This is a genomic window from Cupriavidus sp. FW216-B1 (assembly GCF_058789195.1).
The window spans coordinates 209,927-226,220 of record NZ_JBYTEL010000001.1; the positions used below are offsets into that span (position 1 = coordinate 209,927).

The following is a 16,294-nucleotide window of genomic DNA, read 5'->3' on the forward strand; positions in this document are numbered from 1 at the left end:
GGGCCTAGGCCTGGCGATAGTTGCTGGCCGCCGTGGCAGTGTCCTGTCGGCGCCCGGCAGCGAGCAGGGCAGAGGCTGCTTTCCGTCCAATGCCGTAGTACGTAAATCCCAGCTGGCTGAGCTCCGCCGGCTCATAGAGATTCCGCCCGTCAAAAATCACCGGCTCGCGCAGCGCGGCGGCAATGGCGGTAAAGTCCGGCGAGCGGAACGATTTCCACTCCGTCACCACGATCAACGCATTGGCGCCCTGCAGGGCGGCGGCCTGATCGACAGCGAAGTGGATGCGGGCAGCCGCGGTGCCTTCGTTGGCCAGATCCGCATGGATCGCGTGCCTGGCCTCTTCCATCGCCACCGGGTCAAAGGCCCGCACGCTGGCGCCGCGCGCCAGCAGTTCCTTGATGATCACGCGGCTCGGCGCGGCGCGCATGTCGTCGGTGTTGGGCTTGAAGGCCAGGCCCCAGAGGGCGAAAGTCAGGCCGCTGAGGTCTTCGCCGTAGTGCCCGATGATCTTCTGCACCAGGATGCGTTTCTGGTCGTGGTTGACGGCTTCCACCGCGGCCAGGATGCGCGGGGTCTGTCCGTGCTCGGCGGCGGTGTGCTCGAGGGCCTGTACGTCCTTGGGGAAGCAGGAGCCGCCGTAGCCGGTGCCGGCGTAGAGAAAGCTGTAGCCGATGCGGGGGTCGGAGCCGATACCCTGGCGCACCAGTTCGATATCGGCACCGACCACGTCCGCGAGGTTGGCCAGTTCGTTCATGAACGAGATGCGGGTGGCCAGCATGGCGTTGGCAGCGTACTTGGTGAACTCGGCCGACGCGATGTCCATGTTGAGGATGCGGTCGTGGTTGCGGGTGAAGGGGGCGTATAGCGCGCGCATGGCGTCACGTGCCTTCTGGCCGGCGGGGCCGGCATCGGTGCCGATGACGATGCGGTCCGGGCGCATGAAGTCTTCGATTGCTGCGCCTTCCTTGAGGAATTCGGGGTTGGACACGATGGCGAAGTCCAGCGCGGGCAACCCGCGCTCCTGCAACTGGGCGGCAATGCATTCGCTGACCTGGGTGCCGGTGCCCACGGGCACGGTGGATTTGTCGACCACGATCTTGGGGGTGGTCATGTAGCGGCCGATATTGCGGGCGGCCGCCAGCACATAGCGCAGGTCGGCGGAGCCATCTTCGTCCGGCGGGGTGCCCACGGCAATGAACTGGATATCGCCGAAACTGACGCTGGCTTCGATGTCGCTGGTGAAGCGCAGGCGGCCGGCGGCATGGTTGCGTTCGATGAGCTCCTTCAGGCCGGGTTCGTAGATGGGCACTTCGCCGGCGTTGAGCATCTCGATCTTGGTGGCGTCGAGATCCAGGCACAGGACGTCGTTGCCGAGTTCCGCCAGGCAGGTGCCGGTGACCAGGCCTACGTAGCCACTACCGATGATGGTGATTTTCATGAGCGCGTGTCGAGGGAGGTGAAGAGCGATCCGGGTTATTTGTGTCTTTGCGTGCCCAGGCGTTTGCCAGCGTATGAGCCAGCGAAAGCAGGGCGATGGCGAGTACGGCAGCCGTCAGGTCCGTGAGCAGGTCTGCCAGGTCGGACGAGCGGTACGGAAAGAACGATTGGATGACTTCATCGAGGCCGCCCAGCACGGCAATGCCCGCCAGCGTGATGACGGCCTTGTGCCGGGAGACAGCGAGATGGATGGCGGCGCCCAGGCAGGCATAGGCGCTCAGGTGCATGACCTTGTCGCCGAATTCCTGGTTGAGCGCCTGTGCCTTGCCGGGGAGGTTGCCCACCACCAGCATGGTCAGGTAGAACACGGCGGCGGCCGCGAGCCAGAGCCTGCCCTTGGGCGAGAACAGCGTCGCGGCGTTGCTGCCCGGGCGCGACGGTTCAATACGCATTCTGCCCAGTCCACCCCTTGAACGCCGTCCAGAAGATGATCCGCAGGTCCATCCAGAACGACCAGTTGCGGATGTAGAAGATGTCGTGCTCGACCCGCTTGGCCATCTTGTCCAGCGTATCGGTCTCGCCGCGATAGCCATTGATCTGCGCCCACCCGGTGATGCCGGGTTTCACGCGATGCCGCAGCATGTAGAAGTCGAGCTGTTCCTTGTAGATGTTGTTGTGGGCCATCGCATGCGGCCGCGGTCCCACCACGCTCATCTCGCCGCGCAGCACGTTGATGAACTGCGGCAGCTCGTCCAGGCTGGTGCGGCGCAGGAACGCGCCGATGGGCGTGATGCGGTTGTCGCCCTTGGTGGCCTGGGTGACGGTGCCGTGCTCGGCGTGCATCTTCATGCTGCGGAACTTGTAGACGTGGATCACGCGGCCGTCCATGCCGAGGCGTTCCTGCTTGAAGAAGACGGGGCCGGGCGAGCCGCGCTTGATCAGGATGCCGATCACGGCGAACAGCGGCGAGAGGGCGAGCAGGACGAGGGCGGCGAAGGTGCGGTCGAACACGGCCTTGACGGCGCCGCGCACGCCGAGCGAGGGCGGGCGGTTCATTTCCACCGCGGGCATGCCGAGGAAGTTGCCGACGTTGTGGTTGAGCAGGTCGAAGTCCAGCACGCTGGGCATCCACTTGATGTCGATGAAGTCGTTGCGCAGGGAGAAGGCGATCTCCTGCATGCGGCGGGATTCGGAGAGGGGCAGCGTGAGCCAGATCTCGTCGATGCCGTGCGCGCGCGAGAACTCGGCGATCTCCGCACTGTCCTTGATGCGCGGGCGGCCTTCGGGCGTGGTTTCGCCCTCGGGCGCGTAGATGCCGCTGACCTTGTAGCCGGTGCGGTGGCTGGCGGTGGCGCGCTGATACATCTCCTGGCCGGTGCGGCCGTAGCCGACGATCAGTACGCGCTTGTGGTTGATGCCGGCACCGCGCACCATGCTGAGCATGGAGCGGGTGGCGAGGTGGAGGAGGAACAGGCCGGCCAGCGAGAGCGCGTACCAGTAGATCATCCACAGGCGCGACAGGGCATCGATCTGATGCATGAAGTAGCACAGCAGCAGGCTGATGAGCCAGACCAGGGTCCACGCGGCAACCAGGCGCGTGGCCAGCGCGGCGAAGCTGCGTCCGCGCCATGAGGCGTAGAGGTCGAAGCCGGGCAGCACGATGAACGCGACCGCGCAGCCGAAGTACTGGATGAACTGGTGAATCGGTGCCGCCGCCCCGGGATCGGCCGGGAAGCGGAGTTCGGCGGCGACGTAGCCGGCGATCCAGATGGCACCTACATCGAACAGGCGCACCATCAGTGCCAACTGATCGTGATGCCTGGCAAACATGTCGCGATAGACTCCCATGATTCCCCCCGAAGTGTTCGCGTAGCAGGCGCCCGCATGCGCCGTGCTTTTCCCCCCGCTGGAAATTGACCTTGTGTGGCAGCCGGTCGTGCCGGTGCCATGCACAGTGCCGCGGCGTGGCCGCGGCGAGACAGAGGCAAAGTCGTGCTGGACTGCTTCCGCGGCAGTCACTCCATGGCGGGTGTGGCGCGGTGGCTGACCTGAGCCACCTGCGGCGTCCTTTGCAGACTGCCCATTGGAGTTGCAACGCTTCGTGCCTGGCCGGCGGCGCTGGCCGCGGCGGCATGCTTCTGTCTCTGCATTGGTGCGGATAATGCGGTGCAGCGAAACCTACCGGTACCCTGCATGAGAAGGGAACGCGTGGGGATCGGCGGCGCGTGTGCGCGCCGGCCGCGATTTTTTGAGACGCACAGTCGAGCGCCGCGGCGGGAGCGGGCTGCGCCGCGCATGCCGGCATTGCGCGCAGGCGCCCCGGCGATGGTGGCCCGTGGCGGCTGCCACGGCATTCATCAGCACGATGATCTGGCACGCATTCACCCGCTCCACCCGTAAGCGGCTCGACGCTTATCTTGCGTCTTTGCGGCACGTGGTGCCGCATGGCATCGATGGAGATGCGCGCGAGGCTGCGCTGCGGCGGCAGTCGGTGAAGAGCATGTCGCCGGGCAGGTGGCGGTCGATGGCGTCGTGAAAGGGAACCGTCAGGTTTGTCGTGCGTCACCTCCAGGTCCATGACGTGGCCGACGCGTTCGCGCCAGCGCGGTATCTTGCCCGCGGCGTTGCCGCGCGGGCTGCCGGAGGGGCTCGCGCGCGGGCGTGACTGTAGCGAAATTCGCCTGCGCGCGCTGGTGTCGGCGGCCTCATCCTTTTAGGCGATTGCCTTTCCCCGCATGCGCATGCACGCAAGGTCCGCGCTGGTTGTTACCCTGCTCAAGAAGGGATAAATGAGTACAACGAATCCCTCCAAAGGGGGGCGCGCATCGAAAGATTCTCGCGCAAAATCTCGGTCCGCCTAGTTAGTGTTTCGCGCAAACGCGATCAGGTTTCCTTGGGGCGGCATCTGGCGGCACGCGGGTCGTATGGTATTGGCGCCGGAGAGGTTTTCCATGGGGAAAGACTGGTCCAGATTGGTTGCAGGAAGGTCAAATCCGTCGGGGCAGGCATTGCGTCGGGCTGGCTGCTCCCCCGGTACGAAGCGGGATGGGAGGTGCCGGATCGCCGGCGCGGCTCTGCTTCCCGGTCAGCGGATTGTCTCCAGGTTCTATTAGAGATTTGCCGATGCATTCGGGGCGTCTCCTTGCCCTTCACGTCGTACAGGTGAGTATTGCCTCTGCGTGTGGGCATCTTCAACTCCACCAAGCGGTAGAGGCAATGGAAATAGAACAGAAGACGGTATTTTCGCGAGAGCAGCTGGATGCGTATTTCGCATCCTACGTGGGTATGGAAGGCGGGAATCCTGCGGCGGCTGTGTGGTTTTGCGACAGCACGCCTCATCCGTGGGTCGAGTCGCTGGTGGCGCCGCTGGTGCCGCGCGAGCATCCCGTGTCATGGGATGACGCATACCGTGGCAAGCACCGCCAGAGCATGGAGCGCTGGCAGTCGCACCAGAAGATCGCCCGGATCATGGCGGCGGCGCGTGCGCGCACCTTCGGCAGCTCGCTGAGCGAATGCGACTGGAAGCACTACTTCGACCACTATCTCTACGCGCCGCGCGGCGCGGAATTCAAGCTCAGCCTGTTCCCGCTGCCGGCTCACCTGATCGGGCAGACGCCGTGGTCCAAGGCGTTCCGCGGCCAGCCGGCGCTGGTGCCCAAGCAGCGCTATCTCGACCTGTGCCGCGGCGGCAGGCGCTTTGCGTTCATCGACGACATCCGCCGGCGCTGGCGGCCGAAGGTGGTGGTGTGCCTGGGCGAGCGCCATCTCGACGATTTCGTGCACGCGTTCTCGCTGGACGACGCGCACGCATCCGACTACATCCTGCAGCCCGCCGATCTCGCCAAGACGCTGCGGGTGCTCAGGCGCGACGGCACCACGTGGATCGTCTGCCCGGCGCTGGCCGGCGCATCGGGGCTGACTTCCGACGTGTTGCTCGAAGCGATGGGCCGATACCTGGCGGGCTGGCTCGCGCCGGCCGATTTTCCCGCGCTGCGCGCTGTGCAGACGGTGTAGGTGCAGCTGTAGCAATGCAGTGGCCGTTGTAGTTCTTGCATGCGGCCATTGTAAAAAAGACAACCTGCAAGGGGGCATCCGCGCGGCCGCAAAACGCTGCGCGAGAGCGGTTGGCGGCGTGCCGCCGCGGGCTTTCCCCCGCCAAGTAGGGGTGACACGGAAGTAGGGATTGTTTATCTAGTGTGCTGGCAGGACGCGGCAGTGCACTGCACCAAAGCGTTGTTGCCAGGTCCGCTTGCAGGGGGCAGCAAGGCCGCGCGATGCGCGGCAGGACCCGGTGGCGCAGGGCGCAGGTGACAGTGTGCGGCGATGACCAGGCGCATTGACCCACAGACCACGTATCGACGTAACGATCTCAGGAGCGAGAAGAGTGCAAACCAATATCAGGAATATCTTTACCCTCGGCATCATGGCGGCCGCGGCAGCGACGCTGGTTGCTTGCGGGGGCGGCTCGGATTCGCCGTCGACACCGTCGACACCGTCGGTCACTGTCAGCGGCAAGGCAGTCGACTTCTACGTGTCGGGCGCCACCGTGACCTTCCTCGACTGCAGCAACCAGACCGCGATCACCAACGCGACGGGCGACTTCACCTTCCCCGCGGGCTGCACCTCGAGCGCGCTGAAGGGATCCGGCGGCACCGACATCGGCACCGGCCAGCCGTTCACCGGCGTGCTGCAGTCGCCGGCCTTGCCCTACAAGGCAGGCGTGACGCCGATGCTCACGCCGCTGACCACGTTGCTGGCGCAACTCGGCGCCGGGCAGGCCGAGGCGCTGGCCACCAAGCTGGGCCTTGCCGGCAAGGACCTGACCTCGCTCGACCCGATGCAGGACGCGGCCGTGCTCAAGGCGGCCGTGGTGGTGCAGCAACTGGTGGAACAGGTCACCAAGACGCTGACCGGCGTGGCCAAGGGCGGCACGCTGAGCGCGGCCGATGCCGCGGCGGCGGCGGCCAAGGCGGTGGCCAGCGCGGTCGGCGCGGCGTCGGGCCCGGTTGACCTGACCAGCAGCACGCTGGTGACGTCGGTGGTGAGCTCGGCCGTGCAGAACGCCAAGGCGGGCCTGCCGGCAAGCCTGCAGGCGAACATCGACACGGTGGCGGCCAACGTGGCCGCGCTGGCCGGCCCGGTGGTGGCGACCCAGGTGGCGAACGTGAGCGCGTCGCTGGGCAACATCGTGCTGGGCACCACTCCGGCGGCCACGCTGGCCGCGCTGCAAGCGAGCGGCGCGGTCAATGGCGTGGTGGACAGTGCCAAGTCCACCACCACGAGCGCGCTGGTGTCGGCGGTGCCGGCGGCCACGTTGACCGACCCGGCCAAGACCGCGGGCCTGACGGCGCTGGGCACGGCGGTCGCGGCCGGCAACAGCGCGGCAATCCAGAGCGCGGCCACCGGCCTGGGCAGCGGCGCGGTGGACAGTGGCGCCATCGACAACGTGGCCAATGCCGTCAAGCCGGCCAACTTCATCCAGCTGGCGAGCGTGACCATCAACGGCCAGACCTTCCCGGTCAGCGACGCGGTGACGGTGACGGGCGGCACGCTCGGCGCCATCACGGTAGCGGTGTCGAAGGACGGCGACCCGTTCGCCGGCGGCGCCGCGGACGTGCGCGCGGGGCTGAGCTACACCTACAACGGCAACACGGTCAACGTGATCATCGAGAAGGTCTCGCTGACCTTCAGCGGCTCGGCGCTGACCGCCGTGCAGGTGCCGGTCAACACGACCTACTCGTTCAGCATCTCGGGCGCGACCTCGGCCAACGTCAGCCTGACCAACGCCGTCGCCGACAACCTGTTCAGCAGCGCCAACGGCGGCTCGCTGAGCCTGCCGTTCACCACCTTCCTCGGCAAGCTCAAGAGCGCCGGCGCGCTGAGCCAGGCGCAGATCGACGCGCTCACGCCGAAGGCGACCGCCACCTTCCCGGTGACGTTCGCGGTGACCGGCCAGGGCGGCAAGGAGGTGAGCGTGGGCACCCTGGTCAGCGGTACCGCGCAGAAGGCGCAGGTGCAGTCGGTGCAGACCGGCACGGCCACGGTGAGCGGCAACGCCATCAAGACCGCGGTCACGCTGAACCCCTGACCGGCGCGCAGCCGGGCCTTCCGCCCGCACGGGGAAGGCATGCCCGGTCATCCGCCGCGCGCGCCGGCAGGCCAGCGCGGCGGGTGGCCGGCTTCTTTTTTGCGTGCAGTGCGCCGGTTCCCGCTGGTCAGGGCCGCGGCGCATGCCGTGCATGAGGCCAGCCCACGGCCTCGGAGTCTCCTATGCTGTTGTTTCGCTCGCGCCGGCTCGGCAAGGCCGGTGCCCTGATGGTGGGCTTGTCGTGCGCGGGCGCGGCCAGCGCCGCGCCCGACGACGTGTTCATGCAGGCCGAGCCCGCCACGGGCGAGTTCACCTCCGTGCGCGTGGAAGCCAGCTTCGACATGGTCAACCGCTCGATGGACGTCTTCAACCAGGGCGGCAACAGCCTGCCGGACAACGCCGGCGACTACCGCGGCGGGCGGTTGATGCTGGGCTACAAGTTCTCGCCGCGCTGGTCGGCCTCGGCCACGTACTGGCGGCGCGGCATCGACTACGGCCCCGACAACAACCAGATCGACACCTGGATGGTGGCGCTGCACTACGACCCGCTGGCCGAGCCCGGCGCGCGCGACCGCGTCATGATGCGCTTCTCGCTGTGGGGCGACCGCTCGGGCACGCTGGACCGCTCCGCCGCGCTGAGGGTGCGCAGTGCCACCTTCAACGGCGTGACCGTCAACGACGCCAACGACATCCAGGCGCAGGCCGACGTGATCTTCTCGGGCGAGCTGACCGAGCGCAGCCAGTTGACCGGCTTCCTCGGCCTGGGCGCGAGCCGCGTGACCATCGGCGGCATCAACACGCGCCTGCAGCAGGGAGGCTGCAATTTCAACGTCGCCATCGGCTCGGACAACATCGCCAACGGTTCGCTGGCCGCGCCTTGCCGCACGGGCAACGTCAACCTGCAGTCGGCATCGTTCTCCACGGACGCGAGCCAGTACGGGCTCAACATCAACGACGATTTCAACTACGTGGCGGGCTACCTGAACCTGGGCGGCGCCTACCGCTGGAAGTACAAGGATTTCGCCGCGCGGCTGGGCTACCAGTTCCAGTACCTGCTGCGCAGCAACGTCGACAGCCGCGCGCAGGCCTACGGCACTTCGCCGATCCGTTCGAACCATACGCTGGGGCTGGAGCTGTCGTACGCGGTGGTGAAGAACGTGGAGGTGTTCCTGCGCGGGCAGGCATCGCTGCACAACTTCGTGGGGACCATCCCGTTTCTCTACAACGCGGCGACCGCCGGCAAGCTCGACCGCTATTACGGCTACGGCTCGATCGGCATCCGCTTCTCGGGATTCTGATGGTGCCGGCGGGCGGCGGTTGCGCGCCGGCGTGGCTGCCGGCGAAAAAGAGGGGTGCAGGTGCAGGGCGCCCCTGCACCCCTTGAGTGTTTAGCAAGGGGTCAGTCTTGCCAAGGTGAATTGTGGTTGATGTTGCACCGCGTCAGTACCCTGCCTTGGGGGGTGGACCTGCTTCGGAGGGGAATCCGAAACGCCCGGAAGCGCTCCGGTACTGAAAGAATGAGGTACTGGCGCACCGGCATGCCGCATCGCTCATTGCATCGCCTGCGCGCATCGCTGTGCGCAGGGTTGCCGTGCGCGAAAGCGGCAAGGCGGCAAGCGCGGGCGCACGTGGCGAACAGAACAAGAACAAAAGAAGAACGAGACGGGTGCGCAGAAAAACGAGAACGATCAGAACACCAAGAACAATGAATCGTGGTCAGGGTAGAGCGGACAGGTATGGCTTCCGGGAGCTTGAATTGCACTTCGCGTTAATCAGTGGCCAGGCTGGCGCCTGTCCGGGGCCGGACAGGCCGGACGCGTCCGTCACGGGGCCGGAGGAGGGCCCGCGCGACGCCTTGGCCGAACGCATCGCGCAACTGGGGCAGCGGTTGGGCGCGCCCGAGCTCGCGCCGCCGGGCGCGGAGGTGGTGGAGCGCAACCTGCAGACCGACGACCTGCTCGTGCTGAGCCGCGCCGAGCTGGTCGGCGCGATCGAGCTGGGGCATATCTATCCGGTGTTCCAGCCGCAGATCAGCGCGCGGCACGGCGGCATCGTCGGGCTGGAGGTGCTGGCGCGCTGGTCGGACAAGGGCTGCGAGCACGCGCCGGACAAGTTCGTGGAGAGCATGGCGGGCCACGGCGTGGAGACCCTGCTCATGGACCACTTCCTGTGCGCCTGCGCGCGCGTGCAGGCGCGCTTTCCGCGCTACCACGGCCGCTTCTCGCTCAACGTCAACCCGCGCACGGCGGCGGCGGTGGATTTCATTCCGGTGCTGCTGCGCGCGAGCATGTCGCACGGCCTCGACATTGCGCGGGTGGTGCTCGAGCTCACCGAGCAGACGCGCCTCGGGTGCGAGGGCGAGGCGCGCCTGCTGGAGAACCTCAACGCGCTCTCGAACCGTGGCATGGTGATCTCGCAGGATGACTTCGGCGCGGGTTATGCCTCGCTGCAGGCGCTCGGCCTGCTGCCGTTCAAGCAGGTCAAGATCGACAAGACCATGCTGCACCGGGCCCGCCATGCCGAGCGCGCGCGCCGGCTGCTCTCGCTGTCGATGGAGCTGGCGCGCTCGCTGGAGCTGCAGACCGTGGCCGAAGGCGTGGAGAGCGACGACGACATGGCGCTGGCAAGGTCGCTCGGCGCCGACCTGCTGCAGGGCTTTGCCATCTCGGCGCCGGTGCCGCTCGAGCGGCTGGGGGAGCTGGCGCTCTAGCCCGGGCGCCGGTCCTGGCTGCCGCGCGCGTCGACGTGCGCGGCGAAGCCGGTCCGGCCCGGCGCGATGCCGGACCGCAGCGTGAGCGCCGGGATGTCGTAGGCGCTGGCATTCTGCGCGCGGAACGGGATCGGCGCGGTTGTCCCGAGGCCGTCGAGGCGCTGGCCGAGCGCATCGCGGATGCCCGCGAAGCGCGCTTCGTCGACCCGGCCGGTCCGGTAGACCACGAACGGCGGCAGCACGTCGAAGCCGGGGTAGTACAGGATGCCGTGCTGGATCGGGAACAGCAGGTCGTCGATCGGGCCGTTGATGCCGCGCGGGCCGTAGTGCGACTCCCAGCCGCCGGCCGTGACCACCAGCATCGCGCGCTTGCCGGCCAGCGAGCCTTCGCCGTAGCGGTCGCCCCAGCGGGCGTCGGAGTGTTCGCCCACGCCGTAGCCGAAGCCATAGGCGTAGACGCGCTCCACCCAGCCCTTGAGGATCGCCGGCATCGAGAACCACCACAGCGGGAACTGCAGGATGACGGCATCGGCCCAGCGCAGCTTGTCCTGTTCGCGCGCGATGTCCGCGCTCTGCGTGCCGTGCTCGAATGCATGCCCGGAGTCGAGGGCGGGGTCGAAGCGCGCGCCGGGCTGGTGGTCCGTGTTGTCGTCCGCGTCGAGCGCGGCTTTCCACTTCATGGCATAGAGGTCCGAGACCTGAACCTCGTGGCCGGCCTCCCGGAGATGCCTGACCGTGAAGTCCCTGAGCGAGCCGTTCAGTGAGCGGGGCTCGGGATGGGCGTAGACGAGAAGTACGTGCATGGCTGGGCCTCGGGTTGCGATGAGCCGGGTGGTGGCGAGAACAGCAAGGTAGGCCCGCGCCGGGTATATTGGAAATGAATAATCCATATGCCAGGTATTGCCATGAATAATCTGCGACGGCTGGACCTCAACCTGCTGGTGACGCTGGACGTCCTGCTTGCCGAGCACAACGTGACACGCGCGGCGCAGCGCCTGCATCTTTCCCAGCCCTCGGTCAGCGTCCACCTGGCCCGGCTGCGGGAGATCCTCGGCGACCCGCTGCTGCTGCCCGGGCCGCGCGGGATGCGGCCCACGGCCCGCGCCGAGGCGCTGCGCGAACCGCTGCGCGAGGCGCTCGCGGCGCTGGAAAGCGCGGTCGCGCCCGCCAGCCCGTTCGACCCGGCCACGGCCAGCCAGACGTGGCGCGTGGTGGCCTCCGATTACGGCGAGTCGACCGTCCTGCTGCCGGCGCTGAACGGCTTGCGCGCGGCGGCGCCCGGCGTCCGGCTGGCGGTGCTCGAACTGATGCCGCCGCGCATCGCGAAGCAGGCGGAGCAGGGCGAGATCGACCTTGCCTTCCACGTCGGCGACGAGGCGTCGCCGGGCCTGCGCCACCGCACCCTGTTCACGGAGCGCTACGTGCTGGCGGGTCGCGCCGGCCATCCGCGCCTGAAGCGGCGGCCGACGCTGGCGCAGTTCTGCGCGCTCGACCACGTGATCGTGTCGCCGGACGGCGGGGGATTCCGCGGCGTCACCGATGACGCGCTCGCGCGGGCGGGCCTGACGCGCCGGGTGGTGCTGTCCGTGCCGCACTTCCTTTTCATGATGTCGGTGCTGGCGACGACCGACCTCGTGGCGATGCTGCCCGCGCGCCTCGTGCACGGCGTTGGTGCGCTGCAGGTGGTGGAGCCGCCCCTCGCGGTGCCGGGCTACGAGATGGCCATGCTCTGGCACGAGCGCAGCCACCGCGATCCCGCGCACCGGTGGCTGCGCGAATACATCGCGGGCGCGGTGTGAGCGGGGCAGGGCCGGGTGGAGCGGGGCGGCGCCGGTTTGACTACCGTTATATACAACGCTATATTTCGGAAACCGGGCGCCGCCAGCCAGTCGCGGCGCCCGTCTTCACAAGGCCGTGCCGTGAACCAGTCGTTGCTGATCCTCGATGCGTTTTCGCTGTCTCCCGGCGAGCCCGCGGCGCGCGCGCTGGCGGGCGTGCTGGAGAGCGCCGACGCGGGCCGGCTGCCCCGTTTCGCGCAATGGCTCGGGCTGGACGAGGCGGAGTTCTGGCGCATGCTGGAGCAGTGCTTTCCGGGCGCCCGGGCGGCGGGATGGGCACCCGAGTCCGCCCCCGTCGACGCGGCCGCGCTGCCCTGCGAGTTTCCCGACCTGGTGGACATGCTGATCGCCTCGGGCGACGCCAGCCGCCCGGCGATGCGCTGGGCCGCCCACGCGCTGGCCAGCGGCTGCTTCGGCGGCTCGCACCTGTGGCAGGACATGGGCCTGTCCGGCCGGCACGATGTCTCGCGCCTGCTGCAGGAATACTTTCCCGCGCTTTATGCGGCCAACACCGCGGAGATGAAGTGGAAGAAATTCTTCTACCACGAGTTGTGCCGGCGGCTGGATCTGCATCCCTGTCCTGAACCGTCCTGTGCCGCCTGCGACAATTACGTGGCTTGTCATGGGGCGGAGACGGTGGCGGTGCTCTGGCGCTAGCGGCGGGGTCTGGGCGCCTGCCCTCTCCCCCGGCCCCTCTCCCACAAGTGGGAGAGGGGAGCGCACCGGCAGCAGTGCCGGCGCTTCACGAAGCCGCAGCCCCCAGCGCCAGCGACCCCGCGCCATCCTCCGCCACCGACAGCGGCGCCCGCTGCCCCGGCGCGACATAAGCGGCTTCCAGCAGCGCCCGCGTGTAGTCGTGCTGCGGCCGGTCGAAGATGTCGGCCACGCTGCCTTGCTCGACGATCCTGCCCTGGTGCATCACGACGATGCGGTCCGCCACCTCGGACACCGCGGCGAGGTTGTGCGAGACGAAGAAGCAGGCAAAGCCGTGCTGCGCCTGCAGTTGCCGGAACAAGGTCAGCACCTGTTTCTGGATCGTCATGTCGAGCGCGGACACGGGTTCGTCCGCGACCACCAGCGCGGGCCGGCGGATCAGCGCGCGGGCGATGGCCACGCGCTGGCGCTGGCCGCCGGAGAGCGCGTGCGGATAGCGCTCGCCCAGTCCGTCGAGCCCGACTTCGGCCAGCATGGCGTCCACGCGCGCGCGGCGCTGGGCGCGCGTGAGCGGCTCGCCGTGGTTGAGCGGCTCGGCCACGATGTCGCCGATGCGCTGGCGCGGGTCGAGCGACGAGTACGGGTCCTGGAACACCATCTGGCAGGCCAGCCGGAAGTCGCGCCGGTCTTGCCGGCCGCCGCTGCCGACCGGTTGCCCGCGGAACCGGATCTCGCCGCCGGCGAGCGGCAGCAGGCCGATCAGCGCGCGCCCGAGCGTGGTCTTGCCCGAGCCGGAGCCGCCGACCACGGCCACCACTTCGCCGGGCCGGATCGCCAGCGAGACGCCGTCGACGGCGAGCTTGTCCGCCTGGCGCGAGAACAGCCGGTGCGCGCCGGGGTAGGCCACGGCAACGTTGCGCGCCTCGATCACCGGCGGCGCGTCGGCCACGGCGGGGCGGCTGTCGTCGCGCCGCGGCAGCGCGGCGATCAGGCTGCGGGTATAGGCTTCGCGCGGGTTGCGCAGCACCTCGCCGGCGCGGCCGGACTCGACCTGGTCGCCGCGCTTGAGCACCAGCACCGAATCGGCATAGTGCGCGACCAGCTGCAGGTCGTGCGTGACCAGCAGCACGGCGGTGCCGCTGGTGCGCGTGAGGTCGGCCATGATCTGCATGACCTCGCGCTGGCTCAGGGCATCGAGCGCGGTGGTCGGCTCGTCGGCGATCAGCAGGCGCGGCTTGAGCAGCATGACGCAGGCCAGCATGATGCGCTGGCGCATGCCGCCCGAGAACACGTGCGGGTAGGACGCCATGCAGCCTTCGGGGTCGGCGATCTGCACGCGCGCGAGCATGGCCACGGCGCGCTCGCGCGCGGCCTGCGCGGGGATCTTCTCGTGCAGCATCAGGCCTTCGCACAGTTGCGCGCCGACCGTCATGGCCGGGTTGAGCGAGACCATCGGCTCCTGGAACACCATGCCCGCGACCTGCCCGCGCAGCGAGCGCATGCCGCGGTCGGGCAGCGTGGCGACGTCGTGGCCGGCCAGCGTGATGGTGCCGCCGGTCTGGCGCACCTGCGACGGCAGCAGGCGCATCACGGCGCGCCCGGCCATCGTCTTGCCGCTGCCGGATTCGCCGACCAGCGCGAGCACCTCGCCCTGCGCGATGTCGAAGGAGATGCCGTTGAGGATGGGCGTGCCGGCGGCGCTGCGCAGCGTCAGGCCGCGCACGCTCAGCAGCGGGGCGCCCTGGCCGGCGGGGGGCGATTGGGGGACCGCGGGCATGCGGGCGTTCATCCTGGAATTCATCGTGGCTCCATGCGGGGGTCGAGCCAGTCGCGCAGCGCGTCGCCCAGCAGGTTGATGCCGAGCAGCGTCAGCGCGATGCACACGCCGGGCGCGATGCCCAGCCAGGCGGCGGATTCGATGTAGGGGCGGCCCGACGACAGCATGTTGCCCCAGGTGGGCGCGGGCGGCGGCACGCCGAGGCCGAGGAAGCTCAGCGCGCTTTCGGCCAGCACCACCCAGCCGAACATCGAGGTGCCGAGCACCATCAGCGGCGCGGCGCAGTTGGGCAGGATGTGGCGCAGCATGGTGACGAGCTCGCTGTTGCCGATCACGCGCGAGGCTTCCACGTATTCCTTCTCGCGCAGCGACAGCACGGTGCCGCGCACCAGCCGCACCACGGTGGGGGTGTAGGCCAGGCCCAGCGCCAGCACGATGCCGTACTTGTTGGCGCCGGTGACGACCATGATGCCGAGCGCGAGCAGGATGCCGGGGAAGGCGAGCAGGGCGTCGTTGAAGACCATCATCACGCGGTCGATCCTGCCGCGGAAGTAGCCGGCGATCAGGCCGAGCAGCGTGCCGAGCAGCAGCGCCACCAGCACGGTCAGCGCGGCCACCAGCAGGCTGGCGCCGGCGCCGGCCAGCAGGCGCGAGAGGATGTCGCGGCCGAATTCGTCGGTGCCGAGCCAGTGCAGGCTGCCGGGCGGCTTGAGCCGCATGCGCAGGTTCAGGCGCAGCGGGTTGTAGGGCGTCCAGATCACGGAGAGCAGCGCCATCGCCGTCACCGTGGCCACCAGCAGGCCGCCTATCAGCGCGTTGGTGCGTAGTTTCATGATGTCGCCACTCGCGGATCGAAGAGAGGGTAGAAGAGGTCCACGACAAGGTTGACCAGCACGTAGATGCCCGCGGTGAACAGCAGGCAGCCCTGCACCACGGGATAGTCGCGCGCGAAGATGGCGTCCACCAGCAGCCGGCCGAGGCCGGGCAGCGTGAACACGGTTTCCAGCACGGCGATGCCGCCGAGCAGGTTGCCCAGCACCAGCCCGATCAGGGTCCAGGTGGGCGCGAAGGCGTTGGGCAGCACGTGGCGCAGCAGCACGCGCAGCTCAGACAGGCCCTTGGCGCGCGCGTGGGTCACGTATTCCAGCCGCAGCGTCTCGATCGCGCTGGAGCGGGCCATGCGCGTGAGCACGCCCATCTCGATCAGCGTCAGCGTGATGACCGGCAGCACCAGGTAGCTGGCCGCGGCGCGCCAGTCCTGGCTGAAGGTGACGTAGCCCACCACCGGCACCCAGCCCAGCTTGAGGCCGACGAACAGCAGCAACAGCAGGCCCAGCCAGAAGCTCGGGATCGACAGGAAGAAGGTGGCGCCGGCGACGATCACCGTATCGGTCAGCGAGTTCTGCTTCCACGCGGCGAACAGCCCGGCCGGCACCGCCAGCAGGGTGGCCGCGCCCACCGCCACCAGCACGATGGCGGCGCTGACCTGGAAGCGCTCGAGCAGCAGCGGCAGCACCGCCTCGCCGCTGCTCAGCGAGTGGCCGAAGTCGCCGCTGGCCATGTGCGACAGCCACAGGCCGAACTGCACCAGGATGGGTTTGTCGAGGCCGAACTGGGCGCGCAGGTCGGCGAGCTGCTCGGCGGTGCCGGCGTCGCCGAGGATGAGCTGGGCCGGGTCGCCGGGGATCAGCCGCATCAGCACGAAGACCAGCACCGCCACCAGCAGCAGCGTCGGCACCGTCCACAGCGCGCGTCTAAGCAGGTACAGCAGGAAGGACGAAGACAAGGGA

General features: G+C 68.5%; 14 protein-coding genes. 7 read left to right on the forward strand and 7 right to left on the reverse strand.

All coding sequences use genetic code 11. From position 1 onward, the window contains the following. Positions 1-4: 4 nt before the first annotated feature. From AC3WXD_RS00830 to AC3WXD_RS00840, 3 genes are read right to left on the reverse strand one after another with little or no spacing between them, the layout of a single operon-like run. Positions 5-1,438 carry a UDP-glucose dehydrogenase family protein gene (locus AC3WXD_RS00830; protein ID WP_492322808.1) on the reverse strand — a complete coding sequence of 478 codons (1,434 nt, stop codon included), beginning with the start codon at positions 1,436-1,438 and terminating at the stop codon, positions 5-7. Further along, positions 1,416-1,889: a VanZ family protein gene (locus tag AC3WXD_RS00835; protein WP_492322809.1), complete on the reverse strand. Its 474-nt coding sequence runs from the start codon at positions 1,887-1,889 to the stop codon at positions 1,416-1,418. The genes AC3WXD_RS00830 and AC3WXD_RS00835 overlap by 23 nt, the downstream gene beginning before the upstream one ends. After that, positions 1,879-3,267, reverse strand: coding sequence for an undecaprenyl-phosphate glucose phosphotransferase (locus tag AC3WXD_RS00840; protein ID WP_029043292.1), 1,389 nt, complete (start codon positions 3,265-3,267; stop codon positions 1,879-1,881). Before AC3WXD_RS00840 ends, AC3WXD_RS00835 begins: the two co-directional genes overlap by 11 nt. A gap of 505 nt (positions 3,268-3,772) precedes the next feature. On the opposite strand from AC3WXD_RS00840, the gene AC3WXD_RS00845 reads away from it, so the two are divergent. The 5 genes from AC3WXD_RS00845 (at position 3,773) to AC3WXD_RS00865 (ending at position 10,235) form a co-directional block, all read left to right on the forward strand. Next, on the forward strand, positions 3,773-3,973 hold the full coding sequence (locus tag AC3WXD_RS00845) for a hypothetical protein (protein ID WP_492322810.1): 201 nt from the start codon (positions 3,773-3,775) through the stop codon (positions 3,971-3,973). A gap of 686 nt (positions 3,974-4,659) precedes the next feature. Beyond that, the gene (locus AC3WXD_RS00850) at positions 4,660-5,451 is read left to right on the forward strand and encodes an XpsR family transcriptional regulator (protein ID WP_231401565.1); all 792 of its coding nucleotides are present in this window, start codon (positions 4,660-4,662) and stop codon (positions 5,449-5,451) included. A 370-nt stretch (positions 5,452-5,821) separates the two neighbouring features. Further along, positions 5,822-7,525, forward strand: coding sequence for a hypothetical protein (locus AC3WXD_RS00855; RefSeq protein ID WP_492322811.1), 1,704 nt, complete (start codon positions 5,822-5,824; stop codon positions 7,523-7,525). Between the two features lie 182 nt (positions 7,526-7,707). After that, complete coding sequence (locus AC3WXD_RS00860; RefSeq protein WP_020201540.1) at positions 7,708-8,823, forward strand: hypothetical protein; 1,116 nt, start codon at positions 7,708-7,710, stop codon at positions 8,821-8,823. Between the two features lie 557 nt (positions 8,824-9,380). After that, entirely contained in the window at positions 9,381-10,235 is an 855-nt protein-coding gene (locus tag AC3WXD_RS00865; protein ID WP_492322812.1) for an EAL domain-containing protein, read from the forward strand. Here the strand turns inward: AC3WXD_RS00865 and AC3WXD_RS00870 are convergent. After that, positions 10,232-11,038: an NAD(P)H-dependent oxidoreductase gene (locus tag AC3WXD_RS00870; RefSeq protein WP_492322813.1), complete on the reverse strand. Its 807-nt coding sequence runs from the start codon at positions 11,036-11,038 to the stop codon at positions 10,232-10,234. The two genes, AC3WXD_RS00865 and AC3WXD_RS00870, sit on opposite strands and share 4 nt — an antisense overlap. A gap of 102 nt (positions 11,039-11,140) precedes the next feature. On the opposite strand from AC3WXD_RS00870, the gene AC3WXD_RS00875 reads away from it, so the two are divergent. Next, on the forward strand, positions 11,141-12,034 hold the full coding sequence (locus tag AC3WXD_RS00875) for a LysR family transcriptional regulator (protein WP_492322814.1): 894 nt from the start codon (positions 11,141-11,143) through the stop codon (positions 12,032-12,034). Positions 12,035-12,154: 120 nt separating this feature from the next. After that, positions 12,155-12,730 (forward strand): nitrogen fixation protein NifQ, encoded by a 576-nt coding sequence (locus AC3WXD_RS00880; protein ID WP_020201536.1) that lies wholly within the window; start codon positions 12,155-12,157, stop codon positions 12,728-12,730. A gap of 85 nt (positions 12,731-12,815) precedes the next feature. Here the strand turns inward: AC3WXD_RS00880 and AC3WXD_RS00885 are convergent, their stop codons facing one another. From AC3WXD_RS00885 to AC3WXD_RS00895, 3 genes are read right to left on the reverse strand one after another with little or no spacing between them, the layout of a single operon-like run. Further along, the gene (locus AC3WXD_RS00885) at positions 12,816-14,504 is read right to left on the reverse strand and encodes a dipeptide ABC transporter ATP-binding protein (RefSeq protein WP_492322815.1); all 1,689 of its coding nucleotides are present in this window, start codon (positions 14,502-14,504) and stop codon (positions 12,816-12,818) included. 20 nt (positions 14,505-14,524) lie between these two features. Further along, positions 14,525-15,337: an ABC transporter permease gene (locus AC3WXD_RS00890; RefSeq protein WP_020201534.1), complete on the reverse strand. Its 813-nt coding sequence runs from the start codon at positions 15,335-15,337 to the stop codon at positions 14,525-14,527. Further along, entirely contained in the window at positions 15,334-16,290 is a 957-nt protein-coding gene (locus AC3WXD_RS00895; RefSeq protein ID WP_059413967.1) for an ABC transporter permease, read from the reverse strand. The genes AC3WXD_RS00890 and AC3WXD_RS00895 overlap by 4 nt, the downstream gene beginning before the upstream one ends. Positions 16,291-16,294: the final 4 nt, after the last annotated feature.

Bases quoted from the DNA above. Each gene is read 5' to 3' on its own strand.
- AC3WXD_RS00830 (WP_492322808.1), bottom strand. From the start codon at position 1,438: ATGAAAATCACCATCATCGGTAGTGGCTACGTAGGCCTGGTCACCGGC.
- AC3WXD_RS00835 (WP_492322809.1), bottom strand. From the start codon at position 1,889: ATGCGTATTGAACCGTCGCGCCCGGGCAGCAACGCCGCGACGCTGTTC.
- AC3WXD_RS00840 (WP_029043292.1), bottom strand. From the start codon at position 3,267: ATGTTTGCCAGGCATCACGATCAGTTGGCACTGATGGTGCGCCTGTTC.
- AC3WXD_RS00860 (WP_020201540.1), top strand. From the start codon at position 7,708: ATGCTGTTGTTTCGCTCGCGCCGGCTCGGCAAGGCCGGTGCCCTGATG.
- AC3WXD_RS00870 (WP_492322813.1), bottom strand. From the start codon at position 11,038: ATGCACGTACTTCTCGTCTACGCCCATCCCGAGCCCCGCTCACTGAAC.
- AC3WXD_RS00875 (WP_492322814.1), top strand. From the start codon at position 11,141: ATGAATAATCTGCGACGGCTGGACCTCAACCTGCTGGTGACGCTGGAC.
- AC3WXD_RS00885 (WP_492322815.1), bottom strand. From the start codon at position 14,504: ATGCCCGCGGTCCCCCAATCGCCCCCCGCCGGCCAGGGCGCCCCGCTG.
- AC3WXD_RS00890 (WP_020201534.1), bottom strand. From the start codon at position 15,337: ATGAAACTACGCACCAACGCGCTGATAGGCGGCCTGCTGGTGGCCACG.